Source organism: Roseicella aerolata (genome assembly GCF_020523605.1).
Taxonomy (GTDB): Bacteria; Pseudomonadota; Alphaproteobacteria; order Acetobacterales; family Acetobacteraceae; genus Paracraurococcus; species Paracraurococcus aerolatus.
On record NZ_JAJAQI010000004.1, the window covers coordinates 137871 to 162023 of the forward strand.

The window sequence follows — 24153 nt, forward strand, 5'->3', positions numbered from 1 at the left end:
TCAGCCGAGCCGGGAGACGGCGGTTTCCTTGGAGGTGATGAACTCCAGCAGCACGGGGATGCCCTGCTGCGTCTTCTCGATGCCGCGCCGGATCGCCGGCACGATCTCCGAAGGGTCGGTCACCCTCTCGCCATGGCCGCCGAAGGCCCGGGCCATGGCGGCATAGTCGCCGGAGATGTCGGTGCTGCGGTACTTCTCCGTGCTGATCGGCATGACCTTCAGCTCGATCGCCATGGAGAAATTGTTCAGCAGAACGGACATGATCGGGATGCGCTCTCGCACCGCCGTCTCGAAATCCATGCCCGTGAAGCCGATGGCGGCATCGCCCCAGACATTGATGCAGAGCTTCTCGGGCGCCGCGAGCTTGGCGCCCATCGCCAGCCCGAGTCCGTAGCCGAGCTGCGTCGTCTTGCCCCAGCCGAGATAGGAGAGCGGCGTGGTCGCCTTCCAGAAGGGCGAGAGCTGGTCGCGCGGGCTGCCCGCATCATGGGTGATGATGGTGTTGTCCCGGTCCACCGTGTGCTGCAGGTCCCAGAGCACGCGATAGGGGTTGAGCGGTGCGTCCTTGCTGGTCAGCTTCGGCATCCACTCCGCCAGCCAGGGCTCCCGCACCTGCTGGATCTCGGCCGCGACCGGCGCCGGATCGCGCGGGGAGGGGACGAGGCTCGCAAGCTCCGCCAGCAGGGCGTCCAGCATCAGCGCGGCATCACCGATGAGCCCGATCTCCGCCCGCACATCCTTGTTCAGGTGCATCGGGTCCAGCGTGCCGTGGATGATCTTCGGCCCTTTCGGCATCTTCACGCCGAAATTGGTCTCGGTGAAGGAACACCCGATGCCGAAGATGACATCGGCCTTGTCCAGGAAGTGCCGCACCGGCTTCGGGATGGCGAGGCCGCCGGAGCCGAGGGAGAGCGGATGGTCCTCGTTGAAGGAGGACTTGCCGCCCAGGCTGGTGGTGACGGGGGCCGCCAGAAGCTCGGCCAGCGCCTTCAGCTGCGGCCAGGCCTCGGCCCAGTGGATGCCGGTGCCGGCATAGATCACCGGCCGCTTCGCCTCCGCCAGCATCCGCGCCGCGCGCTTCACGTCGGCGGGATCGGGGCCGTAGCGCGTCGCCATCACCGGCACATAGTCCAGCGGCTCCGGCACCTCCTCGTTCCACATATCGGTCGGGATTTCGACCAGCACCGGCCCGCCGCGGCCGTTGCGCAGCCTGGTGAAGGCCCGGCGCAGGATGTTCGGCACCTCGGCGGCCAGGTTGATCGGCTCGGCGCTCTTGGTGATGCCGCGCATGGCGATGGTGGAATTGTAATTCGGATCGATATGCGCGATCCGGCGCGGATAGCCCATGGGCATGACCAGCACCGGCACGCTCTCGCCATAGGCCTGGGCGACGCCGCCATAGGCGTTCTCGCTGCCCGGCCCGTGCTGCATGCAGAAGGCGCCTATCTTGCGCCCGCTGGTGACGCGGGAGATGGCATCCGCCATGTGCAGCCCGATCCGCTCCTGCCGCACCATGATCGGGCGGATATCGGCGGCGGCGGCATACTCGATGAGGTGGTTCACCGGATAGCCCGTGAGGATCTCGATCCCCTCGCGCTTCATGATCTCGGCGATGGCTTCGCCCAGTTTCATGGACCTGACCCTCCCGCGCCAGGCCATGCGCGCCCGGTCGCCTTGCGCGGCCGGTATGCCGGTCCGCTTCCGTTTCCATGGGAAGCCTAGCCTCCGCTTCGCGGGGCGCGCAACCCGGCCGGCTGCCGAGGCATCCGGCAGCGACGCCCTGCGCTGCCCACCGGGCGTGCAGCGCGCTGCGCCGAAGCCTCACAGATCGCCTCCCGCCCGGCCCGACGGCGCTTCCCGCCAAGGCGAATCACCGCATACTCGCGCCTTTCCGCCACTGGGGGAGTTGCCGATGCCACCCGAGACCACGGAGACCGAATTCGACGCGCTGGTCGCGCGTGCCGGGATCCCGCTGACGCCGGAACAGAAGGCCGGCATCTACGCCGTCTGGGGCGGCGTCGAAGGCTGGCAGCGGCTGGTCCGCAGCCCCGCGCCCGCGCCCGAGGCCGAGCCCTCCATCACCTTCTCGGCGGAGGCGAACCGGTGAGTGCGATCCCGACCATCGCCGAGGCCGCGGCGCAGATCGGCGCGAAGCAGCTCTCCCCGGTCGAGCTGACCGAGGCCTGCCTCGCCCGCACCGAAAAGTTGGACGGCACGCTGAATGCCTTCATCCGGCTGGAGGCCGAGGGCGCCCGGGCCCAGGCCAGGGCGGCCGAGGCGCGCATCATGAAGGCGGGGCCGCGCGGCCCGCTGGACGGCATCCCCTTCGCGCACAAGGATATCTACTGCACCGCGGGCATCCCGACGACCGGCCATTCCCGGGTATTGCAGGGCCATGTCCCGAAGGAGGACGCGACCACCGTCCGCAAGCTGGCCGAGGCCGGTGTCGTCATGCTGGGCAAGCTGGCGACGCATGAATTCGCCTTCGGCGGCCCGAGCTTCGACCTGCCCTGGCCGCCGGCGCGCAATCCCTGGAACCCCGATCACTTCACCGCCGGTTCCTCTTCCGGCACCGGAGCGGCGGTCGCTTCGGGCATGATCCTCGGCGGCACCGGGTCGGATACCGGCGGCTCCATCCGCGGCCCGGCGGCGCTCTGCGGCATCGCCGGCATCAAGCCGACCTATGGGCTCTGCTCCCGCGCCGGGGTGCTGCCGCTGGCGCAGTCCCTGGACCATACCGGGCCCATGGCCTGGACGGTGGAGGATTGCGCCATCCTGCTGCAGGCCATGGCGGGGTACGATGCCGCCGACCCGGCCAGCGCCGACCGCCCGGTGCCGGAGTTCCGCGCGGAGATCGGGAAGGGCGTGAGGGGCCTGCGCATCGGCGTCATCCGCCACTTCCATGAGCAGGACAACCCGGTCAGCGCCGCGACCCTCGGCGGCATCAATGCCGCCGCCGACTTCTTCCGGCAGGAAGGGGCGGAGGTCCGCGACGTCACCCTTCCCAGCCTCGCGGACTACAACGCCTGCGGCTGGCTGATCCTGCTCTCCGAAGCCTGGTCGGTGCATGAGCAGTGGATGCGCCGCGACCCCAACCTGTATGGCGAGCTGATGCGGGACCGCCTGGTCCTGGGCGGCCTGCTCTCGGCCGGCGACTACCTGGCGGCGCAGAAGAAGCGGCGGGAACTGATCTCGGCAACTCAGGCGGCGACCGCGGATCTCGACCTCCTGCTGACCGCGGCGCAGCCGGGCGAGGCGGCGCGGATCGACGCCGTGCCGAAATGGGCCTTCCTGGAGAAGCCCAATTTCACCATCCCCTTCAATGTCACGGGCTGGCCGGGCCTGACGGTCTGCACCGGCTTCGGGGAGGGCGGGCTGCCAGTGGCGATGCAGCTTGTCGGCAAGCCATTCTCCGAACCCATGCTGTTCCGCGCCGGCCATGCCTATGAGGCGGCGCATGGCTGGCGCGCAAAGCGCCCGGCCATGGTCGCGTGAGCCCAAGGGGGGGATGGCGCCCCCCCCCTTGAACCCCCGGCCAGGGGTCAGGCGGCCCCTGGACCCGGCTTCAGTCCGCACCGGCGCAACGGGCGGGAGGGCGCACCGGGCGGCACATGCCGTAGGATCGCGTCATGACGATCGAACGCCGCATCACCGCCCTGGACTGGCCGCGCATCGCCGGGGAACTCAACGCCCATGGCGCCGCCACGACCGGCCCGCTGCTGACCCCGGGGGAATGCGCGGAACTCGCGGCCCTCTATCCGGGCGAGAGCGGCTTCCGCAGCCGCATCGTCATGGCCCGGCACGGCTTCGGCCGCGGCGAGTACAAATACTTCGCCCAGCCGCTGCCGCCGCTGGTCGCCGGGCTGCGCGCCGCGCTCTATCCGCGCCTCGTCCCCGTCGCCAATGCCTGGAACGAGGCCCTCGGCACCCCGCGCCGCTTTCCCGCCGAACTCGCGGCCTTCACCGCCGAATGCCACGCCGCCGGCCAGACCCGCCCGACGCCGCTGCTGCTGCGCTACGGTCCCGGCGACTACAACTGCCTGCACCAGGATCTCTATGGCGAGACGATCTTCCCCCTGCAGGTCGCCATCCTGCTCTCCGAGCCCGGCCGCGACTTCGAGGGCGGCGAATTCGTCCTGACCGAGCAGCGCCCCCGCATGCAGTCCCGTGCCGAGGTGGTGCCGCTGCGCCAGGGGGAAGGGGTGGCCTTCGCCGTCCACCACCGCCCGGTGCAGGGCACGCGTGGCACCTATCGCGTCATGCTCCGCCACGGCGTCAGCCGCATCCGCACGGGTGAGCGGTTCACCCTGGGGATCATCTTCCATGATGCGCGGTAGGGGGCGGGCCGGCCGGGCTGATGCCCCCGGCGCCAGGCCCGGCGATCCCGGGCAGGGGCCATTCCGGTACGACCGACGCATGGCGCGAGTGACGGGGCTCGAACCCGCGACCTCCGGCGTGACAGGCCGGCGCTCTAACCGACTGAGCTACACCCGCTTGCGTCAGGGCGGCGGCGTGTACAGGCGAATGGCCGGCCTGTCAAAGCCCCGCCGCCATTTTTCCGCGCGGCCGCGCCTGGCCGGTGCCCGTCAGCAGCCGGTGATGCGGCCCGAGGCGATGCAATCCTGGTAGCTCATCGCCCGCAACAGCCAGGGGAAGAGGACATAGCCCGCCAGCAGCACGGCAAGGATGATGGCGAGGCCGAGAAGCCCGACCAGGTCCGGGCGGCGGCGAGGCTGCTTGTCAGGCTCCGGCATGTCGTGCTCCGACGGGGGTGCCGCCACCCTGGGCGATCCGCCATGCCGGTCAACCCGGCCGCCTCGGCTTCCCCGCTGCGTCCTGGATGCTAGGCTGGCGCCAACCCAGGAGGAAACGCCATGCCGGACCATGCCGGACAGAGCACCAACGCGACCGTCGCCCTTCGCCTCGCCGAGGCCTTCCGCCGCCATGGTGTGACGCTGACCTTCGGCCAGAGCCTGCCGAGCGCCTTCCACCTGGCCAGCCCGCATGTCGGCATCGACCAGAAGGTCTACCGGCAGGAGAATGCCGGCGGGACCATGGCGGATGGCTATGCCCGCATCTCCCGCAAGGTCGGCGTGGTCACCGCCCAGAACGGCCCGGCCGCGACCCTGCTGGTCCCGCCGCTGGCGGAGGCGCTGAAGGCCAGCATCCCCATCGTCGCCCTGGTGCAGGAGGTCACGCGCGACGCGACCGACCGCAATGCCTTCCAGGAGTTGGACCATCTCGGCATGTTCGCCCCGGTCGCGAAATGGGTCCGGCGGATCGAGCGCGCCGACCGGCTGGACGACTATGTGGACATGGCCTTCACCGCCGCCACCTCCGGCCGGCCTGGTCCGGCCGTGCTGCTGGTGCCGGCCGACCTGCTGACCGATCCCGCGGCGCCGCTCTCCTCCCTGCTCCGGCCGCGCGCCCTCTCGCTCGGCCAGGTGCCGCTCGACCGGGTACTGGCCGACCCGGCCGCCATCGTCGCCGCAGCCGATGCGCTGGCCGCTGCCAAACACCCGCTGGTGGTCGCGGGCGGCGGCATCCACCTCTCCGGCGCCGCGCCGGAACTCGCCGCGCTGCAGGAGGCGGCGCATCTTCCCGTCGGCACCACCGTCATGGGCAAGGGCGCGGTGGATGAGACGCATCCGCTGACCCTCGGCGTCATCGGCTATGTCATGGGGCAGGGAAGCCGCACCCAGGCGCTGCGGCCCATGGTGGACCGCGCCGACTTGGTGCTGCTGGTCGGCAACCGCACCAACCAGAACGGCACCGACAGCTGGAAGCTCTTCCAGCCCGGCACCCGCTTCATCCATCTCGACATGGACCCGATGGAGGTGGGGCGGAATTACGAGGCGATGCGGCTGGTCGGCGACGCCAAGCTGACCCTCGCCGCGCTGACCGAGGCGCTGACGCAGCGCGATCTCTCGGCCCACGCCGCCGCCCGCCCCGGCATCGAGGCCGAGATCGCCGAGGGCATCGCCGCTTGGCGCCGCACCATCGCCGGCATCACCAGCCGCGATGCCCCGCTGCCGCGCCCCGAACGCCTCATGGCCGAACTGGACGCGCTGCTGCGGCCGGAGGACATCGTGGTGGCCGATGCCTCCTATTCCTCCATCTGGGTCGCCAACTACCTGACCGCGAAGCGGCCCGGGCAGCGCTTCCTGACCCCGCGCGGCATCGCCGGCCTCGGCTGGGGCCTGCCCATGGCGATCGGGGCGCAGATCGCGGCGGAGGAAGCCGGCAGCGGCGCCCGCGTCGTCTGCCTCTGCGGCGATGGCGGCTTCGGCCATAGCTGGGCGGAGCTGGAGACGCTCCGGCGCCTGGACCTGCCGATCGTCACGCTCGTGCTGAACAACGGCATCCTCGGCTACCAGAAGCATGCCGAGGAGGTGAAATTCGGCGAGCACACCAAGGCGGTCTTCTTCAACGCGGTCGATCACGCCGCCATCGCCCGCGCCTGCGGCGTGGAAGGCGTGCGGGTGGAGCGCAGCGCCGAGATCCGCGGCGCCCTGGCCGCGGCGCTGGAGGCGAGGAAGCCGGTGCTGATCGACATGCTGACCGACCCGGACGCCAAGCCGCCGATCAGCTTCTATGCCGGCCACTATCCGGAGCCCTTCTGATGCTGGCCCTGCGCAAGACCGCCGCCGCCTTCGGCCTGGACTTCCAGGACATCCCGGACCCGCCGCCGCCGGGACCCGCCGAGGTGGTGCTGCGGGTGGATGCCGTCGGCATCTGCGGCTCCGACGTCCATGCCTATGAGTGGACCGCGGGCTACGAATTCATGGTCCCGCACCTGCCGCTCACCATGGGCCATGAATTCGCCGGCACCATCATCCGCAACGGCACCGGCTCCGGCTTCGCCGAGGGCGACCGGGTCGCCGTCATCCCCTTCGTCTTCTGCGGCTTCTGCGCCAATTGCCGGGCCGGCGACACGCGCAACTGCCTGCAGCGGGAAGGGATCGGCCTGACCCGCGACGGCGGCTTCCAGCGGGAGGTGCGCATCCCCTCCCGCTGCTGCGTCGCCCTGCCGCAGCAGCTCGATGCCGAGGTCGCGGCACTGACCGAGCCGCTCGGCGTCGGCATGGAGGCGGTGCTGACCGGGGAGGTCGGGCTCGGCGACACCGTCCTGGTGCTCGGCCCCGGGACGATCGGCCAGGCCATCGCCCTCTTCGCCCGGCTCGCCGGCGCGGCGCGGGTGATCGTCGCCGGCCGGGCCGATGCGCCGCGCTTCGAGGTGCTGCGGGCGCTCGGCTTCGCCGATCTGGTCGATGTCGCGGAGGGGCCGCTCAAGGACCAGGTGCTGGCGCTGACCGGCGGCCGCGCCGTCGATGTGGTGCTGGAGGCGACCGGCGTGCCGCAGAGCCTGAACGAGGGCATGGCGGTCCTGAAGAAGGGCGGCGTCATCGTCGCCGCTGGCATCCATGCCGCGCCGCTGACCCTGCCGCTGACCGACTTCGTCCGCATGCGCCACCAGCTCCGCGCCAGCCATGGCGCCGAGCGCCGGACCTGGGACCGCGTGCTGGCGCATCTCGGCCGCGATCCGGAGGCGTTTCGGCCGATGATCACCCACCGCATGCCGCTGGAGCGCGGGCTGGAGGGCTTCGAATTGGCCCGCCAGCGCGCCGCCAGCAAGGTGATCCTGACGCCCTGATGCCCGCTCGCCTCGCCCGGCGGGGGAGGGGGCGAGCATGGGGGTGTTCCTCATGCCCGCGGCCCTCGCCCCGACCCGTCACCCCACCCTGATCCTCCCCCGCTTCCCGGTCCCCTCGCGCTGCGCCGCATGGGGAGCGGGAAGCGGGGGAGGGGACACGGAGCCCGTCCATGATCTCACCCCAGGACCGCGTCGCCCTCGTCACCGGTGCCGCCCGCGGCATCGGCGCCGGCATCGCCGCCAGGCTTGCCGCGGTCGGCCACCCCGTGGTGCTGGCCGATGTCATCGATGAGGTGGAGGCGACCGCCGCCGCCCTCCGCGCCGATGGCCATCAGGCCCGCGCCATCCGCCTGGACGTGGCGGATGAGGCCGCCGTCGCCGCCCTGCCCATCGCGCTCGGCGAGGACTGGCCGCGCCTTGGCATCCTGGTGAACAATGCCGGCATCTCGCCGAAAGGGCCGGATGGCCGGGCCCGGAAGATCCGCGACATGCCGGCCGAGGAGTGGCGCCGCGTGCTGGCGGTGAACCTGACCGGCGCCTTCCTCGTCTCCCAGGCCTGCCTGCCGCCGCTCAGGGCCCGGCGCTGGGGCCGGATCATCATGCTCACCAGCCAGGCCGCCCGGGCGAAGAGCCAGATTGCCGGCGCCCATTACGCCGCGGCCAAGACCGGGCTGATGGGCTTCGCCCGCAGCCTCGCGGTGGAATGCGGCCCGGACGGCATCACGGTGAACAGCATCGCCCCCGGCCGCATCGACACCCCCATGGCCCGCGGCACGACCGATGCGGCGAATGCCGCCTTCCTCACGCAGGTGCCCATGGGCCGGATCGGCACGCCGGCGGATGTCGCGGAGGTGGCGGCCTTCCTCGCCTCCGATGCCGCCGGCTACCTGACCGGCGCCACCATCGATATCGGCGGCGGCAGCTTCATGCCGTGATGCGCGGGGATGGGCCGAAACGGTCCATTCCTTGACACCCCACCCCCCGGCAGGCTTCATCGCCGCCGCCCGGAGCGGGTCGCCGGAGGACGGGAAGTCCGGAGGCGCGAATCCGCTTTGCCCATGACCCCCTGCGGCGGGGGCGCACCGTGTGACCGGCGTGCCTCCGCCTCAGCGCCTACCCCGCCCGGGGACCGATCCGCGGGCGCCAACCCAGCGGTGGTTTTCCTTGAGCACATCCATGGCGAAGAAGAAGTCCGGCGGCTGGCTGGAGAGCGTCAAGACCATCCTCTATGCCGGCCTCATCGCCATCGGCATCCGCACCATCGCCTTCGAGCCCTTCAACATCCCATCGGGCTCCATGATCCCGACGCTGCTGGTGGGCGACTATCTCTTCGTCTCAAAATTCTCCTACGGCTACTCGCGCTATTCCATGCCCTTCGGGCCGAACCTCTTCTCTGGCCGGATCCTGGGCTCGATGCCGGAGCGCGGCGATGTCGCCGTCTTCAAGCTGCCGCGCGACCCCAGCCAGGACTACATCAAGCGCATCATCGGCCTGCCCGGGGACCGCATCCAGGTCCGCGGCGGCGTGCTGCATGTGAATGGCCAGGCGGTGCGGCGCGAGCCAATGGGGCCCCTGATCGCCGAGGACCGCGACAGCCGCATCTCCGTCCGCCAGTTCCGGGAGATTCTGCCGGGCGGCCGGGCGCATGCCATCGTCGAGCAGTCGGATGACATGCCGCTCGACAACACCCAGGAATTCCGGGTGCCGGAGGGCCATGTCTTCGCCATGGGCGACAACCGCGACAACAGCCTGGACAGCCGGGTGCAGAACGCGGTGGGGTTCATTCCCGTGGAGAACCTGGTCGGCCGGGCGGTGTTCATCTTCTTCTCGATCGACGGCAACCGTGCCTCCTGGTGGGAGATCTGGGCATGGCCGATGGCGGTCCGCTGGGGCCGGCTCTTTTCCGCCGTCCGATGAGCCCGCGGGCATGAACGAGGATGCGGCGCTGGCGGAATTCGCCGGGAAGCTCGGCCATGAATTCACCCGGCCGGAGCTGCTGCGCCAGGCGCTGACCCATTCCTCCGCCACCCAGGGCAGCCGGCTCAGCTCGAATGAGCGGCTGGAATTCGTCGGCGACCGGGTGCTCGGTCTGCTGATCGCCGAATGGCTGGTGGAGCGCTTCCCGACCGAGCGGGAGGGCGATATCGGCAAGCGCCACTCCGCCCTGATCTCGGCCGAGGCGCTGGCCGGCATCGCCGAGCGGCTGGACCTGGCGGCCGCGCTGAAGATGCCGCCGCGCTACCAGCAGCAGGGTTTCCGGACCTGGGTGAACATCCTTTCCGATGCGCTGGAGGCGGTGCTGGGCGCCATCTACCTGGATGCCGGGCTGGAGGCGGCGCGCATCTTCGTCCGCCGCGAATGGGCCGGCCTGGTCGAGGAACACCGCAAGCCGCCCCTGCCGGCGAAGAGCCGGCTGCAGGAATGGACCCTCGGGCGGGGGCTCGGCCTGCCGACCTATACCCTCACCTCCTCGGAGGGGCCGGCGCACAGCCCGGTCTTCCGGGTGACGGTGGCGGCGGCCGGGCGGGAGGCGGAGGGCGTGGGTGCGACGAAGCGGGCGGCGGAACAGGCGGCGGCCGAGGCCTGGCTGGCAGGGTTGAAGGGCGCATGAGCGAAGAGATGGAAACGCCTGGGGCGCCGCAGGCGGCCGGGGAAACCCGATGCGGCCTGGTGGCGGTGGTGGGCGCCCCGAATGCCGGCAAGTCGACGCTGGTCAACGCGCTGGCCGGCAGCAAGGTGACGATCGTCTCCCCCAAGCCGCAGACCACGCGCTTCCGCATCCGCGCCGTGGTGATGCACCAGGGCGCCCAGGGGCGGGCACAGATCATCCTGGTGGACACGCCGGGCATCTTCGCGCCGCGCCGGCGCCTCGACCGCGCCATGGTCGCCGCGGCCTGGGGCGGGGCGCAGGATGCCGACCGCACCCTGCTCATTGTCGATGCCCGGGCCGGGCTGACGGATGCCGTCCGCGCCATTGCCGAGAAGCTGGCCAAGGCCGGCCGCCCGATCTGGCTGGCGCTGAACAAGGTGGACCTGGTCGAGCCGCCGAGGCTGCTGCCGCTGGCGGCCGAGCTGAACCAGCTTCTGCCGGTGGAGGAGACCTTCATGATCTCCGCCGAGAAGCAGCGCGGGCTCGACCGGTTGCTGGACAAGCTGGCGGCCGACATGCCGCCCGGCCCCTATCTCTTCCCGGAGGATGAGCTCTCCGACCTGCCGAACCGCATGCTGGTGGCCGAGATCGTGCGCGAGCAGATCCTGCGCCAGACGCATGAGGAGGTGCCGCACCACGCAACGGTCGAGACCGAGAACTGGCAGGAGCGGAAGGATGGCAGCGTGCGGGTGGACTGCACCGTCTATGTCGCCCGGCCGACCCAGAAGGCGATCCTGATCGGCGATGGCGGCGCGCGCATCAAGGCGATCGGCCAGAGCGCACGGCGCGAGCTGGAGGCGCTGCTGGAGCGGCGCGTCCACCTCTTCCTGAACGTCAAGGACCGCCCGGGCTGGGACGAGGAGCGGGGGCGCCTCCGGGCGCTCGGGCTGGAAGACCTGGACTGAGCACGGCGGTCCCGTTCCTGGAGCGGAGCGTGGGGGCATGAATGCCCCGAAGCGGAACTCGGCGCCGCTGCCGAACAATCCCGGGCGGGTCGGCGTTCCGATGGGAACGCCAATCCGCCGCAGCCCGCGGCCGGCTCACCGGCCGGGGGCTGCGGCGCCGAGGGCATCCGCCCGGCGGTACCAGGCCTCCGCGAGGTCGAGGTCCGGGCGGATGCCATGCACGGCCTGCTCGGCGAGCACGGCGGGATCATGGGTCCGCCCGGCGGCGCGCGCCCCTTCCGCGCTGCCGGCCTCCGCCGCCCGCTCATAGAAGCGGCGCGCACCAGAGATGTCGCCGAGCGCGAACAGGGCATCGCCACGCCTAAGCAGGCTGGCGATGAGCGCCGGTTCGCCCGGTGCCAAGCCTGGCGCCAGGCTGAAGGCCGGTACCGGCGGCGGGACGGCGGCGGCCGGGCTCTTCGGCTGTCGTGGCTGGGTGGCAGTGGCGGCAGCCTCCGTCGGCCCGGTTGCCGGGCGGCGCGCGTCGGTCCGCCCGAGGTCGGACGGCAGGACCGGCCGGGCGTCCATCGGCAAGGGGTGTGTCAGGGCCCCGGGCATGGGGGCCATGCCCTCCTCCGGCGCCTTCGCCTCGGTCGTCAGCCTGAGGAGGCTCGGCGTGACCAGCCCGCCCGGGGGCGCCAGCAGGGCTGGCGGCGGCGTTGCGATGTCGGCCGATACAAGGCTTGGTGCTGCGTCCGGGCTGGCGAAGGCCGTGGACCGCCCGCGGGCCTCATCGGGCAACGCGGTATCGGCCGAGACGAGGCCCGATGCTATGGCCGCGCCGGGGAGGGCCGCGGACTGGCCCAGGGCCTCGCCGGGCGGCGCCGCCGGGGCGAAGGCGAGCAGCAGGGCACCGCCGATGCCGGCGACCAGGGCTGCGCCGGCCATGCCCTTCCTCCGCCTCCGGCCACGATGCGAGGCGGGGACGCGCGCCGCCTCCGGCAGCCCCTTCGCCGAGGCCGCCAGCGCCCGGCGCACCGCCCCCATCCAGGCATCGCCGCCTGGCAGTTCCAGCGGCTGTTCGGCGGCAAAGGCCTCCGCAAGCACGCGCGGCAGATCGGGCAGCAGGCCCCGCTGCAACGGCGCATGCACGATGGGCAGGTGCCCCGGAAAGATCGCCGCGAACTGTGCCCGCTCCAGCCGCCGCCGCAGCCGTTGCGGCGCGTCCGGCGTCCAGTGCGGCGGCGCCTCCAGCAGCGCGACGCCATGCCTGGCGTGCAGCAGGACGATCTCGAAGACGACGGGGCGCTCGCCCGGCTCGCCGATGGCGGCCTTCGGCAGCAGGACCCAGCCCTGGTCGAAACCCGGGAGGAGGGCATCCTGCGCCGCGGCAGGCGCGACGTCGGTGGCGCAGGGGGTGATGTGGGGCAAGGGGAGACCTCCTCCCGACCGACGGGAGGCCAGCATAGGCCAGCGCATGGGAACCGGCCCCGCCGGGCGGCTTCACGCCTGGGAGAGATACGCCCTCCGATCAGTCGCCCATGGCGAGCACCCGGCGCAGGGAGAGGCCGACCGGGACCATCCCCGGGATGACCTGGCGCGTGAAGGTGCCGATCACGGCCAGCACCGCCTCGCGGCGCCCACCCGGCACCTCGCCCTCGACCGCGAGCGCGGGACGCAATGCGTCGCCCTCCCGCTCCGCGAGGCGGACCGCCGCGTCGCGCCCGGCGGCCAGGGCCGCGGGATCGAGCACCGGGCCGAGCCATTCCGGCAGGGCCGGCGGAATGCCGGGCCAGTGCGCGAGGTGCAGATAGAGGCTCGGCACCACGTCCGTCCCGCCATGCCGCGCGGCCAGGGCCAGCACCGCCGTGGCGAGCGCGGGCGGCAGATCGGCGAGCCGCGGCAGGGGGGGCGGGGCGGGCAGCAGGGGCGGGTTGGCCAGCGCGGGCGGCGGCGGGCCGGGCTCGGCCGGCGCGCCCTCCAGCGCACGGCGTAGCGCGGTGAGCAGGATCAGGTTGGTCAGGTTGCCGCGGTTGTAGGTCTCGGCCAGCGCCGCGACCTCGGCCCGCGCCTCGGGCGGCAGGCCCGCGGCCGCCCAGGCCGCGGCGGGCAGCGGCGCGAGGTCCGGCAGGGGCAGGGCGGCCGCCAGCCTCTCCCGCGCGCCGGCCAGCCGGCCATCCTCCAGCGGCGGCCGGATCGCGTGCCAGACCCAGGGCAGCACGCCGGGCAGGGTGGCGAGGTGCCGGTGGATCAGGTTCACCAGCGGCACGCCGCTGGCCGTGCGCAGCGCCGCGTAGATCGCGGCGATGTCGGGCGGCGCCTCCGCCTCCCGCAGTTCCGGAAGCGCCGCCTGGTTCACGCCGCCAGCCCCGGCGCGGCGGCGATCGGGCGCGGCATCAGAGCACTGTCACATTGGTCGGCGACGGCACCCAGGCATAGCCCTCGCCCTCCCGCCGCACATGGCCGAGCCCAGGCCAGGGGAAGTGGTAGGACAGCACCTGGTGCTTGTCGGTCGCCAGCCGGTCGAGCATGCGGCTGCGCGTCTGTGCCGAGAGCTTCGGATCGGTGTCGAAGGAGAACTCCATCATCGGCTGGCGCAGCAGCAGCACCTGGTGGTGCGCCAGGTCGCCGGTGTTCACGAAGGTCCGGCCCTGGGAGGTGATGAAGTACACGGTATGGCCGACCGTGTGGCCCGGGGTGAAGACGGCGGTGACGCCCGGCACCACCTCCTGCCCGTCGCGCACCATCACCATGCGGTCGCGGTAGGGGGCGAGGTTCTTCTTCGCGCCCTCGATGAAGGGCCCCATGAAGGCCGGGCCCTTCTTGTTGCCGTCATCGGTCCAGAACTTCACGTCGGCTTCGTTGATCGCGACCTGCGCGTTGGGGAAGACACGCTGGCCGTTCGCATCCACCAGCGCCCAGATATGGTCGCAATGCGCATGGGTCGCGATGACCATGTCGATCTGCTCGGGCTGGATGCCGGCCGCGCGCATGTTCTGCAGCAGCCGCCCGGTGGTCGGGCCGAACATCTTCGAATCGGCGCCCATGCTCTCGCCCATGCCCGTATCGAACAGGATGAGCTGGCGGCCGGTATTCAGCACCAGCACGTTCTGCTCGAGCGTCGCCGCGGCGGGATCGAGGAACTCGTTGGTCAGCATGGCCGGGATTCGGTCGGCGCCGGGGCCGACGAAGCTCTCCTGCGGTTTGCCGAGCGGCAGGCTGCCGTCGGAGATGACGGTCGCCTCGAACTCACCCCAGCGGAAGCGGTGCCAGGCGGGCGGCAACTCGTTCCGGAAAGGCGCGGCCGCCATGGCGGGCAGGCCAGGCAGCAGGGATGCGGCTGCGGTGGCGGCAGCCGCGCCGAGCAGGCCGCGGCGGCTGACATGCGTCATCTTGGTCTTCCTCCCCAACAGGACGGGTCCGCAACCTCGTGCGGAGCGCCAGCATGCCACAACCGGGAGCGGCGTCCCGTGGATTTTCGGCAAGCTAAGCACCAGCGCATCGCCATCGCGTGAGCCCGCGTCGTGCGACCCCGCCGCATTGACGCCATGCCGCCCCTGTCGCCACCCTGGACGCGACAGGAGGACACGCATGCCGCAACTGGCGCATTGGGCGGAACGCCAACCGGACAAGATCGCCGCGCATTTCCCGGAGACGGGGGAGGCGGTGACCTATGGCGCGCTCCATGCCCGCGCGCGACGGGTGGCGCAGTGGCTCATCTCCCTCGGCCTGCAGCCGGGCGAGGGTATCGCGCTGCTGCTGGACAACCGGCCGGAGTTCCTCGAGATCGCGGAGGCGACGCGGCTGGCGGGCCTGTACTACACGCCGCTCTCGATCCATCTCCGCCCGCATGAGGTGGCCTATGTGCTGCAGGACAGCGGCGCCAGGCTGCTGATCGCCAGCCCCGCCCTTGCCGCGCTGGCCTCGGCGCTGGTGGCGGAAGGCGCGGTGGGCGACCGGCCGCGCTATGCGCTGGCCGAGGGCATCGCGGGCTATGCGAGCTACGAGGCCGGCGTCGCGGCGCAGGATCCGGCCGCGCCGCTGCCCGAGCGGCCGGTGGGGCGGGAGTTCCTCTACTCCTCCGGCACCACCGGCCTGCCCAAGGGCATCCGCCGGCCGCTGATCCCCTTCGAGAACCGCGACGCGCCGGAATGGGACATGACCTGGAAGGCGCTCTACGGCTTCGGGGAGGACACGGTCTATCTCTCCCCCGCGCCGCTCTACCACGCCGCGCCCAACCGCTATGTCTACCGCACGCTGACCGAAGGCGGCACGGTGGTGGTGCTGAAGAAATTCGACCCCGCCCAGTGCCTGGAGGCGATCGAGCGCTTCCGGGTCACCCACAGCCAGTGGGTGCCCACAATGTTCGTGCGCATGCTGGCGCTGCCGGAGGCGGTCCGCCGCGCGCATGACCTCTCCTCCCACCGCTCCGCCATCCATGCGGCGGCGCCCTGCCCGCCGGCGGTGAAGCGGGCGATGATCGCATGGTGGGGGCCGATCCTCTGGGAATACTATGCGGGGTCCGAGGGAGTCGGCACCACGGTGATCTCCTCGGCCGACTGGCTGCGCAAGCCGGGCAGCGTCGGGCGGCCGGTGAACGGCGTGAAAGTCCACATTACCGGCGAGGATGGCCGCGAATTGCCGCCGGGCGAGACCGGCACCATCCGCTTCGAGGGCGGGCCGCGCTTCGCCTACCACAATGCGCCGGAGAAGACGGCGGCCTGCTATGACGAGCGCGGCTGGGCGACGCTCGGCGATCTCGGCTGGCTGGACGAGGAGGGCTACCTCTTCCTCTCGGACCGCCGGGCCGACCTGATCCTCTCGGGCGGGGTCAACCTCTACCCCGCCGAGATCGAGGCGGTGCTGGCGCAGCACCCGAAGGTCTCCGAGGTGGCGGTGGTCGGCATCCCGCATCCGGAGATGGGCGAGCAGGTGCATGCGGTGGTGGTGCCGCGGGAGGGCATCGCCGATGACGCGGCCCTGCGGGCGGAGCTGGAAGCCTGGTGCCGCGAGCGGCTGGCCGGGCCGAAGCGGCCGCGAAGCTGGGAACTGGCCGAGGAACTGCCGCGGAGCGAGGCGGGCAAGCTGCTGCGCCGCCTGCTGAAGGAACGCTACCTGCCGGCGCGGTAGGGTCTCCGGTCCGGACGCCGGGCCGGCCGCGTCAGAAGGCGGCGAGGAAGAGCAGGCGGGCGAGGGCAAGCTCCATCGCCGCCAGGAAGCCGCCGACATAGCCGAGGGCCAGCGCAATGGCCGCCCAATCCTCGCACCAGGGCCGGTGCCGCCGGAATGCCTGGATCATGGCCTCTCTCCCGAATGCCGTATCCTGTTCGGGAGATTTGCCCGGGCCGGGCCATGGCGGGCTGTGGCCCGGCGCACAGGGCGCCGGGGTTCAGCCGGTGCGCAGGCCCAGCCTTTCCACGCGCTTCTCTTCGAAGTCGATCGTCTCCGCCATGTTGCGGGCGTAGTCGGCGCTGTTGAGGTATTCCACCGGCTGGTCCAGCCGCTCCAGCACCGCGAGATGCGTGGGGTCGTGCAGCGCGCGCCGGAAGCCCTCATGCAGCGCCCCGAGGATCTCGGCATCGAGCCCGGCCGGCGCCACCAGCCCATAGGGCGAGGTGATGACCATCCCCTGATAGCCCAGCTCCAGCAGCGTCGGCACATCCGGGAAGCGCGGCACGCGCTGGCGGGTCCAGAAATTCAGGTAGCGCAGCTTGCCCTCGGTCACCAGCTGGCTGGAGCCGGTGCCGCCCGCCGTTGCCTCGATATGCCCGCCGAGGACGGCCGGCACGGCATCCGCCTCGCCACGGAAGGGGATGTGTTCCACCTGCAGCCCCTCGCGCTCGGCCAGTTCGAGCATGGCGAGGTGCGGCGTGCCGTTGGCGCCGGTATTGCCCCAGCGATGCCGCCCCGGCCGGGCCCGCGCATCCGCCACCAGCTCCTGCCAGGTCTTCCAGGGGCTGTCGGCGCGGACCATGACGCCGAAGGTATAGCCGGTCAGGTGGATGATGGGCGTGAAGTCGCGCCGCGGGTCGTAGGGCATCCGCTGCATGAAGGGCAGGCGCAGCGCCGGCAGGGTCATCTGCGCGACCTGATAGCCATCGGGCCGGGCCCGCGCGACGGCGGCGGCGCCCAGCGTGCTGCCGGCGCCCGGACGGTTCTCGACCAGGACGGTCTGGCCGAAATGCCGCGTCGCCGCCTCGGCCAGGGCGCGCATCTGCACATCCGTCGCCCCGCCCGGCGGGAAGGGCACGAGGATGGTGATGGGCCGTTCGGGGAAGCGGCCCTGGGCCTGCAGCGTCGCGGGTGCCGCGAGCGCTGCGGCCGCGCCCAGCAGGGCGCGTCGCGTGGCGTTCATTCCTGGAGTCTCCCGGCGTCCTGTTCCTGGGGTTCGCCTACAGCGTGCGCCCGATGATCTCCCGCATGATCTCGCTGCTGCCGCCATAGATCCGGCCAACACGGGCGTCGGCCCAGGCGCGGCCGATCTCGTATTCCGCCATGTAGCCATAGCCGCCATGGAGCTGCAGGAAGTCGTCGAACAGCCTGTTCTGCATCTCGGCGCCCAGCAGCTTCGCCACCGCGGCCAGTTCCACCGTCAGCTCCCCGCGCAGGTGCAGCGCCAGGCAGTGGTCGGCGAAGACCCGGAACATCGCCGCCTGCGCCTTGGCGTCGGCCAGTTTGAAGCGGTTGTGCTGGAAGTCGATGACCGGCTGGCCGAAGGCCTGGCGTTCCTTGGTGTAGGCCACGGTCTTTTCCAGCATCACCTCCATGCCCATGGCGGCGCGGACGGCGATCACCAGCCGCTCCTGCGGCAGGTTGCGGATGAGGTAGGAGAAGCCCTTGTTCTCCTCGCCCAGCAGGTTCTCGACCGGCACCCGGACATCCTCGAAGAAGAGCTCCGAGGTGTCCTGCGCATGCAGCCCGATCTTCTCCAGGTTGCGGCCCTTGGTGAAGCCCGGGGTGCCGGCGGGCACGCAGATCAGGCTGATGCCCTTCCGGCCCGCCGCGGGATCGGTCTTGGCGCAGACGATCACGAGATCCGCCAGCTGGCCATTGCTGATGAAGGTCTTGGAACCGTTGATGACGTAGTGGTCGCCCTCCCGCCGTGCGGTGGTGCGCATGGCCTTGAGGTCGCTGCCCATGCCCGGCTCGGTCATGGCAATCGCGCCGATGATCTCGCCGCGCGCCATCTTCGGGAGCCATTCGCGCTTCCTCTCGGGCCGCGCGAGGTCCTCGATATAGGGGACGACGATGTCGGAATGCAGCGGGAAGCCGGGCCCTGTGCAGTTGGTCCGGGCGATCTCCTCGATGACGATGGCGCTGTAGCCGAAATCGGCGCCGGCGCCGCCATACTCCTCGCTCATCATGGGGCAGAGGATCCCGGCCTCGCCCGCCTGCCGCCAGACCTCGCGGGAGACGATGCCATCCCGCTCCCACTGCCGGTGGTGGGGGACCACATGCTTCTCGAAGAAGCGGCGGACCGTGTCGCGGAAGGCCTCGTGCTCGGCGGTGAAGACGGTGCGCGGGCCGGTCAGGCGGGCGCCGCCGGCGGCGATGTTGGTGTCCATGGCGTTCCTCCGGGATCCTTCGTTCAGGCGATGGCGCCGGACTGGCGCAGCGCGGCGATCTCCTCGGCCGGGACGCCGAAATCCGCCAGCACCGCATCCGTATGCTCGCCGCGCAGCGGCGGCGGCGCGCCGATCTCGGCCGGCGTGGCGCTGAAGCGGGGCGCGGGCGCGGGCTGCACCACGCCGTCCCGCAGCGCGAAGGTGCCGCGCGCGGCGTTGTGCGGGTGGCGCGGCGCCTCCTCCATGTCGAGGATGGGCGCGACGCAGGCATCCGTGCCCTCGAACAGCGCCGCCCAGTCATCCCGCGTGCGGGTGCGGAAGATGGCCGCCAGCCTCTCCTTCAGCCCCGGCCAGGCCGCCGGCTCCATGCGGTCCGGGAAGTCCTTCGCGTCCAGCCCGAGCTTCTCGCACATCACCGCGAAGAATTGCGGCTCGATCGGCCCGACCGAGAGCCAGCGCCCATCGGCGCATTCATAGGTGTCGTACCAGGGGGCCGCGCCGTCCAGCATGTTGGTGCCGCGCGCATTCTGCCAGCGGCCGCGCGCCTTCATGGCATAGATCGGCGCCATCAGCAGCGCCGCGCCGTCCACCATGGCGGCATCCACCACCTGGCCCTTGCCGGTGGATCTCGCGGAGAGCAGCGCCGCCAGCAGTCCGACCGCCAGCAGCATCCCACCGCCGCCGTAATCGCCGACGAGGTTGAGCGGCGGCACCGGCCGCTCCTCCGGCCGGCCGATCGCCCAGAGCGCGCCGGTCAGCGCGATGTAGTTCATGTCATGGCCGGCGGTATGGGCCAGCGGCCCTTCCTGCCCCCAGCCGGTCATGCGGCCATAGACGAGGCGCGGATTGCGCCCGAGGCACGCATCCGGCCCCAGGCCGAGCCGCTCCATGACGCCGGGCCGGAAGCCCTCGATCAACGCATCCGCGCCGTCCACCAGGCGCAGCGCCGTCTCGATCGCAGCGGGCGATTTCAGGTCGAGGGCGATGGAGCGCCGGCCGCGGCCGGTGAAATCCTCGCGCGCGCCAGCCGGGCCATCCTTCCGGTCGATCCGCACCACCTCGGCGCCGAGATCGGCCAGCACCATGGCGCAGAAAGGGCCGGGGCCGATGCCGGCGAATTCCAGGATGCGCAGGCCCTGTAGCGGTCCCATCCGTTCCCTCCGTTTGGAGGGAGACTAGCAGGCACCGCCGGCAATGCCAGCGCCGCGGCGTTCAGCCCTGCTCGTCCGGCGAACCCGCCTGCCCCTCGCCCTCCGGCGATGCTCCGCCGCGTGAACCGGCGCGGTGCTGGCCGCCGAGCCGCCCGGCCTCGCTCGCCTTGCCCCGGTCATTGGCGAAATTGGCGGGGTTGTTCTGCCGGCCCTGATGGGTGCCGCCGATATGGCCCGCCTCCCGCGCCTTCGCGGGGTCGTTGGCGAAATTCGCCGGGTTGTTCCGCTTGCCCTGATGCATGCCGCCGAGATGCCCGGCCTCGCGTGCGCGGTCGCGGTTGTTGGCGAAATTGCCTGGGTTGTTCGCCGCTCCCTGACGCGAACCGCCGATCTGGCCGGCGCGCGATGCCTTCTCCCGGTTGTTGGCGAAATTGCCCGGGTTGCTGTTCCGGCTGCCGCCAGGCGGCATGTCGCCGCTGGAACTCGCCATGAACCTGTCCTTCCTGCTGCTCGCGATCCACCGGACCATGCGCATGGTCCGGTGCGTACCCAACGCGGTTCGCGCCGGCCGGATGCGTCCCCGCTGGGCCTCGGGGCACAAATCCTGGCGGCCGGTCAGCCAAGCTGGGGTGGTGGCATCTCCCGCGGGCCGGGCGGGTTCTGCGGCGGCAGTTCCGGCCCTGGCGTCGGTGCCGGCGGCAGCGGGCTCGGTCCCGGGCCGGGGGAGGGCGGGCCGGGCGGCATGGGCGGGATCTCGGGGCCCGGGAAGCCAGGCGGTGGGATCGGGTCGGATGGGGGCATGGGCGATGTCTCTCCGGATCAACCGGGCACAACGCCGCGTGACCGCCGGTGTTGCAGGGCCGGCCGGCTTTCGCCGGACGGACGGCCCGCCTAGTCTTGCTTGCTCAGATGTGAAGCTGCGGAGGGGAACGACATGGCAGCAGGGGCAGCGCCGGGCACCACCTGCCCGGCCTGCGGCACGCCGGTCGGGCCAACGGCGCGCTTCTGCAGCGAATGCGGCCACCGCCTGGGCGGCGATTCCGCCGGCGCCGCGCCGCTGCGCGAACTCCGGCCGATGACCGTGCTGTTCTGCGGCATTCCGGAACCCGCCGCCGGCGCAACGGATGCCGAGGCGCATGGCGAGATGCTCGCCGCCGTGCTGCATGTCGCGACGCATGTGGCCGAGCGGCATGGCGGCCGCCTCGTGCGCTTCCTCGGCGATGGCGTGCTGGTGCATTTCGGCTGGCCGGCGGCACAGGAGGACGACACGCTCCGCGCCGCCGAGGCCGCCTTCGCCATCCGGGATGCCGTCGCGGCCGAGGTGCCGGCGGGGGCGGGGCCGGTGCGCATCCGCGCCGGCATCGCCGCCGGCCTGGTCATGGTGGCGGATGCCGCGGGTACGGGCGATCCGCGGCATCTCAGCGTCCTCGGCGAGGCCCTGAACCTCGCCGCCCGGCTGCAGGCCCTGGCGGCGCCCGGCACGGTACTGGTCTCCGACAGCGTGCGGCGCCAGCTGGCAGGGCGGTTCGCGCTGCGGCCATGCGGACCGCAGGCGATCAAGGGCTGGGCGGAGCCCGTGCCGGTCTGGCAGCTGCTCGGCCCCGCCGGTGCGCGCGAGCGCGATGCCGCGGCCGCGGCACGCATCCCGCTGATCGGGCGGGCCGCACCGCTCGATGAACTGCGCCGGCTCTGGCAGGCGGCGGCGGCCGGGCAGGGCGCCACCGTGCTCGTCCATGGCGAGGCCGGCATCGGCAAGTCGCGCCTGCTGGCGCAATTGCTGACCGAGGTGCCACGCGAGCACCAGCTCCGGCTCTTCGCCGCGCCGCAGGAGCAGCGTATGCCGCTGCAGCCGGTGGTGCGCTGGATCGGCCGCGCCGCGGCGCTGCTGCCGGAGGATCCGCTGGCGCAGCGGCGGCGCAAGCTGGAAAGGCTGCTGGCCGGCGCCGCGCCCGCCGGCCTTGCGGCGGTCGCCATGCTGATGGGCGCGGCGGAGGACTCGGCCGCCGAGACGCCGCAGCGGCGGCGCAGGCGGCTGCTGCAATCCCTCGTCTCGATCGTCGCCGAGGCGGCGCGCCGCCGTCCGGTGCTCCTGGCCTTCGAGGATCTGCACTGGGCCGACCCGACTACGCTGGAAGCCCTGGACATGCTGGCCGGGCGCGTGGCCGGGCTGCCGGTCCTGCTGCTTGCCACCGCGCGGCCCGGCCCGCTGCCGGCCTGGGCGGAGGCGCCGGCCACCCTGCGGATCCATCTCGACCCGCTGGACGGGGAGGCTGCCGAGGCGCTGATGCGCGCGGTCGCGCAGGATGTCCCCCTGCCGGCCGGGCTGGCGCACGATATCCTGCAGCGCGCGGAGGGCGTGCCGCTCTTCCTCGAGGAGATGACGCGCGCGGTGATCGAGGCGCTGACACATGCCGCCCCGGCCGGCGGGGAGCGGCTGGGGAGCCTGCCGGTTCCCGCCTCGCTACAGGCCTCGCTGCTGGCACGGCTGGAGCGCGTCGGCGGCGCGCGCCGGGTGGCCGAGGTGGCGGCCATCATCGGGCGCGAATTCGAACCGGCGCTGCTCGCCTCCATCCTCGGCGGGGATCTTCCGGCGCTCGGCCTTCAGCTCGACCGGCTGGCGGCGGCCGACCTGCTGCAGCGCCAGGGGGCGGACCGCTTCCGCTTCCGGCATGTGCTGCTGCAGCGGGCTGCCGTCGGGCTGATGCCGCGCGATCGCTACCGGTCGCTGCATGCCCAGGTGGCGGCGGCGCTGGAGGGCGGACCCGGCCTCGCCACGCCACAGCGCATCGCGCAGCACTGGACCGAGGCGGGCCATCGGCGGGAGGCCTTGGCCTGGTGGCTGCGCGGCGCCGACCAGGCCCTCGCCCGCTCCGCCCCGGCCGAGGCGCTGGCGCAGCTCCGCCGCGTCAGGGAGTGCCTGGACGAGGAGCCGGAGGGCGAGGCGCGGCTGCAGGCGGAGCTGGATCTGGAACTGCGCATGGGTGACGCGCTGCTGGTCCTGCACGGCCATGGCGCGGCGGAGACGGGCCTCGCCTATGACCGTGCCCGGGCGCTGAGCGAGCGGCTGCCGGGCCACCCGGCCCTGCTGACCGCCATGCACGGCCAGTGGAGCCATGCCTGGATGCGGGGCCTGATCCCGCTCTCTCTGGAGCGGGCGGAGGCGCTGCTGCGCGTGGCGGAGGAGGCCGGCAGCCCCTCGGGCCTTACTATCGCCCACAGCGCGCTGGCGCATTCGCAGCTCTTCCTCGGACGGTTCCGCGCGGCGGCCGGGAGCGCGGCGCGCAGCCTGGCGCAGCACGACCCGGCGGACCGCACGCGGCGGCACGACCTGGCGCTGCAGACGACGGTGATCAGCACGCGCTGCTACGGCGCCTGGGCGCGCATGTTCCTCGGCCGCACGGCAGGGCTGCGGGAGGAGCTGGCGCTGACGCTGCAGGCCGCGGAGCGCGCCGGCGTGCCCTTCGCCATCGCCAATGCAGGATATGCGCTCGGCCTGTTCGATGCGGAGCATGGCGCGGAGGCGACCGCGCTGGCGCGGTTCCGCGCGACGGCGCGGCTCTGCGCCGAACAGGAGATCGGCTTCCTCACCCTCACCGCTGGCGCGATGGCCGCGCTGCTGGCCGGGCGGCTCGGCGACCCGGCCGCCGGCCTGGCGGAGATCCGCGGCGTGGTGGCCGGCAGCCAGGAGACCAGCCTGTTCGGACTGTTGCCGCATTTCCTTGGCATCGAGGCCGAGCTGTTGGCGCGCGCCGGCGACCCCGCCGCCGGGCTGGCCCGCCTGGCCGAGGCGGAGGCCCGGTTGCGCGAGACCGGCGCGCTCTGGGAGGAGGCGCCGCTGCTCTGCCGCCGCGGCGAGCTTCTGGCGGCGCTGGGCGAGGCGGCGGGCGCGGAGGCGGCCTGGCGCGCCGCGCTGGCGGTGGCCGAGCGGCAGGAGGCCGCGCTCTACACCTTGCGGGCCGCGCTGGCCCTGGCGGGGCAACTGGCACGCACCGGCCGGGTGGCGGAGGCGCGGAGGATGCTGGCCGCGGCGCTCGGGCCGTTCGGGATGGTGCAGGAGCCGGTTGTCCAGCGGGCGCGCGCCCTGCTCGATTCGCTCAGGCAGGGCCCGGCGCCGGCGCGACACGCGGGCAGCATGCCGGATCCTTCGCCCGTATGAGGGGCGCGCGCCGCATGCCATTCGCGGCCCGCGCGTGATCCGGCCGGCACGGCGCATCTCCCGCCGTGCCGTGCCGCATGACCTGGTCGCGGC

General features: G+C 72.4%; 21 protein-coding genes and 1 tRNA gene. 11 read left to right on the forward strand and 11 right to left on the reverse strand.

The genetic code is table 11. From position 1 onward, the window contains the following. The gene (locus LHA35_RS04280) at positions 1 to 1632 is read right to left on the reverse strand and encodes a thiamine pyrophosphate-requiring protein (RefSeq protein WP_264185354.1); all 1632 of its coding nucleotides are present in this window, start codon (positions 1630 to 1632) and stop codon (positions 1 to 3) included. A gap of 280 nt (positions 1633 to 1912) precedes the next feature. On the opposite strand from LHA35_RS04280, the gene LHA35_RS04285 reads away from it, so the two are divergent. From LHA35_RS04285 to LHA35_RS04295, 3 genes are all read left to right on the forward strand, one after another. Continuing rightward, positions 1913 to 2107 carry a hypothetical protein gene (locus LHA35_RS04285; protein WP_226604950.1) on the forward strand — a complete coding sequence of 65 codons (195 nt, stop codon included), beginning with the start codon at positions 1913 to 1915 and terminating at the stop codon, positions 2105 to 2107. Continuing rightward, positions 2104 to 3495 carry an amidase gene (locus LHA35_RS04290; protein WP_226604952.1) on the forward strand — a complete coding sequence of 464 codons (1392 nt, stop codon included), beginning with the start codon at positions 2104 to 2106 and terminating at the stop codon, positions 3493 to 3495. The genes LHA35_RS04285 and LHA35_RS04290 overlap by 4 nt, the downstream gene beginning before the upstream one ends. 134 nt (positions 3496 to 3629) lie before the next feature. Further along, positions 3630 to 4337 (forward strand): 2OG-Fe(II) oxygenase, encoded by a 708-nt coding sequence (locus LHA35_RS04295; RefSeq protein WP_226604954.1) that lies wholly within the window; start codon positions 3630 to 3632, stop codon positions 4335 to 4337. Between the two features lie 80 nt (positions 4338 to 4417). Here LHA35_RS04295 and LHA35_RS04300 read toward each other — a convergent pair. Both LHA35_RS04300 and LHA35_RS04305 read right to left on the reverse strand, forming a co-directional pair. Continuing rightward, positions 4418 to 4494 (reverse strand) — tRNA-Asp (locus LHA35_RS04300). 92 nt (positions 4495 to 4586) lie between these two features. Continuing rightward, positions 4587 to 4754, reverse strand: coding sequence for a hypothetical protein (locus tag LHA35_RS04305; protein WP_226604955.1), 168 nt, complete (start codon positions 4752 to 4754; stop codon positions 4587 to 4589). A 120-nt stretch (positions 4755 to 4874) separates the two neighbouring features. Here LHA35_RS04305 and LHA35_RS04310 point away from each other — a divergent pair, with 120 nt between their 5' ends. The 6 genes from LHA35_RS04310 to era all read left to right on the forward strand — a co-directional run bounded on the left by LHA35_RS04310 (position 4875) and on the right by era (position 11209). Further along, entirely contained in the window at positions 4875 to 6623 is a 1749-nt protein-coding gene (locus LHA35_RS04310; protein ID WP_226604957.1) for an acetolactate synthase catalytic subunit, read from the forward strand. Continuing rightward, positions 6623 to 7654 carry a zinc-dependent alcohol dehydrogenase gene (locus tag LHA35_RS04315; RefSeq protein WP_226604958.1) on the forward strand — a complete coding sequence of 344 codons (1032 nt, stop codon included), beginning with the start codon at positions 6623 to 6625 and terminating at the stop codon, positions 7652 to 7654. Before LHA35_RS04310 ends, LHA35_RS04315 begins: the two co-directional genes overlap by 1 nt. A gap of 170 nt (positions 7655 to 7824) precedes the next feature. Further along, positions 7825 to 8589, forward strand: a complete 765-nt coding sequence (locus LHA35_RS04320; protein WP_226604960.1) for an SDR family oxidoreductase — start codon at positions 7825 to 7827, stop codon at positions 8587 to 8589. Positions 8590 to 8830: 241 nt separating this feature from the next. Continuing rightward, on the forward strand, positions 8831 to 9571 hold the full coding sequence (lepB, locus tag LHA35_RS04325; RefSeq protein WP_226604962.1) for a signal peptidase I: 741 nt from the start codon (positions 8831 to 8833) through the stop codon (positions 9569 to 9571). 10 nt (positions 9572 to 9581) lie between these two features. Continuing rightward, positions 9582 to 10265 carry a ribonuclease III gene (rnc, locus tag LHA35_RS04330; protein ID WP_226604965.1) on the forward strand — a complete coding sequence of 228 codons (684 nt, stop codon included), beginning with the start codon at positions 9582 to 9584 and terminating at the stop codon, positions 10263 to 10265. Further along, positions 10262 to 11209, forward strand: coding sequence for a GTPase Era (gene era / locus LHA35_RS04335; RefSeq protein ID WP_226604968.1), 948 nt, complete (start codon positions 10262 to 10264; stop codon positions 11207 to 11209). Before rnc ends, era begins: the two co-directional genes overlap by 4 nt. 135 nt (positions 11210 to 11344) lie before the next feature. Here era and LHA35_RS04340 read toward each other — a convergent pair whose 3' ends face one another. The 3 genes from LHA35_RS04340 to LHA35_RS04350 form a co-directional block, all read right to left on the reverse strand. After that, complete coding sequence (locus tag LHA35_RS04340) at positions 11345 to 12619, reverse strand: hypothetical protein (protein ID WP_226604970.1); 1275 nt, start codon at positions 12617 to 12619, stop codon at positions 11345 to 11347. A 100-nt stretch (positions 12620 to 12719) separates the two neighbouring features. Then, positions 12720 to 13547, reverse strand: a complete 828-nt coding sequence (locus LHA35_RS04345) for a hypothetical protein (RefSeq protein WP_226604973.1) — start codon at positions 13545 to 13547, stop codon at positions 12720 to 12722. 37 nt (positions 13548 to 13584) lie between these two features. After that, complete coding sequence (locus LHA35_RS04350) at positions 13585 to 14580, reverse strand: MBL fold metallo-hydrolase (protein ID WP_226604976.1); 996 nt, start codon at positions 14578 to 14580, stop codon at positions 13585 to 13587. A gap of 199 nt (positions 14581 to 14779) precedes the next feature. Here LHA35_RS04350 and LHA35_RS04355 point away from each other — a divergent pair, with 199 nt between their 5' ends. Beyond that, positions 14780 to 16318 (forward strand): AMP-binding protein, encoded by a 1539-nt coding sequence (locus tag LHA35_RS04355; protein ID WP_226604978.1) that lies wholly within the window; start codon positions 14780 to 14782, stop codon positions 16316 to 16318. A gap of 31 nt (positions 16319 to 16349) precedes the next feature. Here LHA35_RS04355 and LHA35_RS04360 read toward each other — a convergent pair whose 3' ends face one another. The 5 genes from LHA35_RS04360 to LHA35_RS04380 form a co-directional block, all read right to left on the reverse strand. Further along, positions 16350 to 16487, reverse strand: coding sequence for a hypothetical protein (locus tag LHA35_RS04360; RefSeq protein ID WP_226604980.1), 138 nt, complete (start codon positions 16485 to 16487; stop codon positions 16350 to 16352). A 90-nt stretch (positions 16488 to 16577) separates the two neighbouring features. Next, complete coding sequence (locus LHA35_RS04365) at positions 16578 to 17543, reverse strand: tripartite tricarboxylate transporter substrate binding protein (RefSeq protein ID WP_226604982.1); 966 nt, start codon at positions 17541 to 17543, stop codon at positions 16578 to 16580. Between the two features lie 37 nt (positions 17544 to 17580). Next, positions 17581 to 18753, reverse strand: coding sequence for an acyl-CoA dehydrogenase family protein (locus LHA35_RS04370; protein ID WP_226604983.1), 1173 nt, complete (start codon positions 18751 to 18753; stop codon positions 17581 to 17583). Positions 18754 to 18776: 23 nt separating this feature from the next. Beyond that, positions 18777 to 19904 carry a CaiB/BaiF CoA transferase family protein gene (locus tag LHA35_RS04375; protein WP_226604986.1) on the reverse strand — a complete coding sequence of 376 codons (1128 nt, stop codon included), beginning with the start codon at positions 19902 to 19904 and terminating at the stop codon, positions 18777 to 18779. Between the two features lie 61 nt (positions 19905 to 19965). Beyond that, entirely contained in the window at positions 19966 to 20394 is a 429-nt protein-coding gene (locus LHA35_RS04380) for a con-10 family general stress protein (RefSeq protein WP_226604989.1), read from the reverse strand. Between the two features lie 444 nt (positions 20395 to 20838). On the opposite strand from LHA35_RS04380, the gene LHA35_RS04385 reads away from it, so the two are divergent. Further along, positions 20839 to 24060: an ATP-binding protein gene (locus tag LHA35_RS04385; RefSeq protein WP_226604992.1), complete on the forward strand. Its 3222-nt coding sequence runs from the start codon at positions 20839 to 20841 to the stop codon at positions 24058 to 24060. Positions 24061 to 24153: the final 93 nt, after the last annotated feature.

What these genes read in the sequence shown, in the direction of transcription:
- LHA35_RS04280 (WP_264185354.1), bottom strand. Translation starts at nt 1,632, where the DNA reads ATGAAACTGGGCGAAGCCATCGCCGAGATCATGAAGCGCGAGGGGATC.
- LHA35_RS04285 (WP_226604950.1), top strand. Translation starts at nt 1,913, where the DNA reads ATGCCACCCGAGACCACGGAGACCGAATTCGACGCGCTGGTCGCGCGT.
- LHA35_RS04295 (WP_226604954.1), top strand. Translation starts at nt 3,630, where the DNA reads ATGACGATCGAACGCCGCATCACCGCCCTGGACTGGCCGCGCATCGCC.
- LHA35_RS04305 (WP_226604955.1), bottom strand. Translation starts at nt 4,754, where the DNA reads ATGCCGGAGCCTGACAAGCAGCCTCGCCGCCGCCCGGACCTGGTCGGG.
- LHA35_RS04310 (WP_226604957.1), top strand. Translation starts at nt 4,875, where the DNA reads ATGCCGGACCATGCCGGACAGAGCACCAACGCGACCGTCGCCCTTCGC.
- LHA35_RS04315 (WP_226604958.1), top strand. Translation starts at nt 6,623, where the DNA reads ATGCTGGCCCTGCGCAAGACCGCCGCCGCCTTCGGCCTGGACTTCCAG.
- LHA35_RS04320 (WP_226604960.1), top strand. Translation starts at nt 7,825, where the DNA reads ATGATCTCACCCCAGGACCGCGTCGCCCTCGTCACCGGTGCCGCCCGC.
- lepB (WP_226604962.1), top strand. Translation starts at nt 8,831, where the DNA reads ATGGCGAAGAAGAAGTCCGGCGGCTGGCTGGAGAGCGTCAAGACCATC.
- rnc (WP_226604965.1), top strand. Translation starts at nt 9,582, where the DNA reads ATGAACGAGGATGCGGCGCTGGCGGAATTCGCCGGGAAGCTCGGCCAT.
- era (WP_226604968.1), top strand. Translation starts at nt 10,262, where the DNA reads ATGAGCGAAGAGATGGAAACGCCTGGGGCGCCGCAGGCGGCCGGGGAA.
- LHA35_RS04350 (WP_226604976.1), bottom strand. Translation starts at nt 14,580, where the DNA reads ATGACGCATGTCAGCCGCCGCGGCCTGCTCGGCGCGGCTGCCGCCACC.
- LHA35_RS04355 (WP_226604978.1), top strand. Translation starts at nt 14,780, where the DNA reads ATGCCGCAACTGGCGCATTGGGCGGAACGCCAACCGGACAAGATCGCC.
- LHA35_RS04360 (WP_226604980.1), bottom strand. Translation starts at nt 16,487, where the DNA reads ATGATCCAGGCATTCCGGCGGCACCGGCCCTGGTGCGAGGATTGGGCG.
- LHA35_RS04365 (WP_226604982.1), bottom strand. Translation starts at nt 17,543, where the DNA reads ATGAACGCCACGCGACGCGCCCTGCTGGGCGCGGCCGCAGCGCTCGCG.
- LHA35_RS04370 (WP_226604983.1), bottom strand. Translation starts at nt 18,753, where the DNA reads ATGGACACCAACATCGCCGCCGGCGGCGCCCGCCTGACCGGCCCGCGC.
- LHA35_RS04375 (WP_226604986.1), bottom strand. Translation starts at nt 19,904, where the DNA reads ATGGGACCGCTACAGGGCCTGCGCATCCTGGAATTCGCCGGCATCGGC.
- LHA35_RS04380 (WP_226604989.1), bottom strand. Translation starts at nt 20,394, where the DNA reads ATGGCGAGTTCCAGCGGCGACATGCCGCCTGGCGGCAGCCGGAACAGC.
- LHA35_RS04385 (WP_226604992.1), top strand. Translation starts at nt 20,839, where the DNA reads ATGGCAGCAGGGGCAGCGCCGGGCACCACCTGCCCGGCCTGCGGCACG.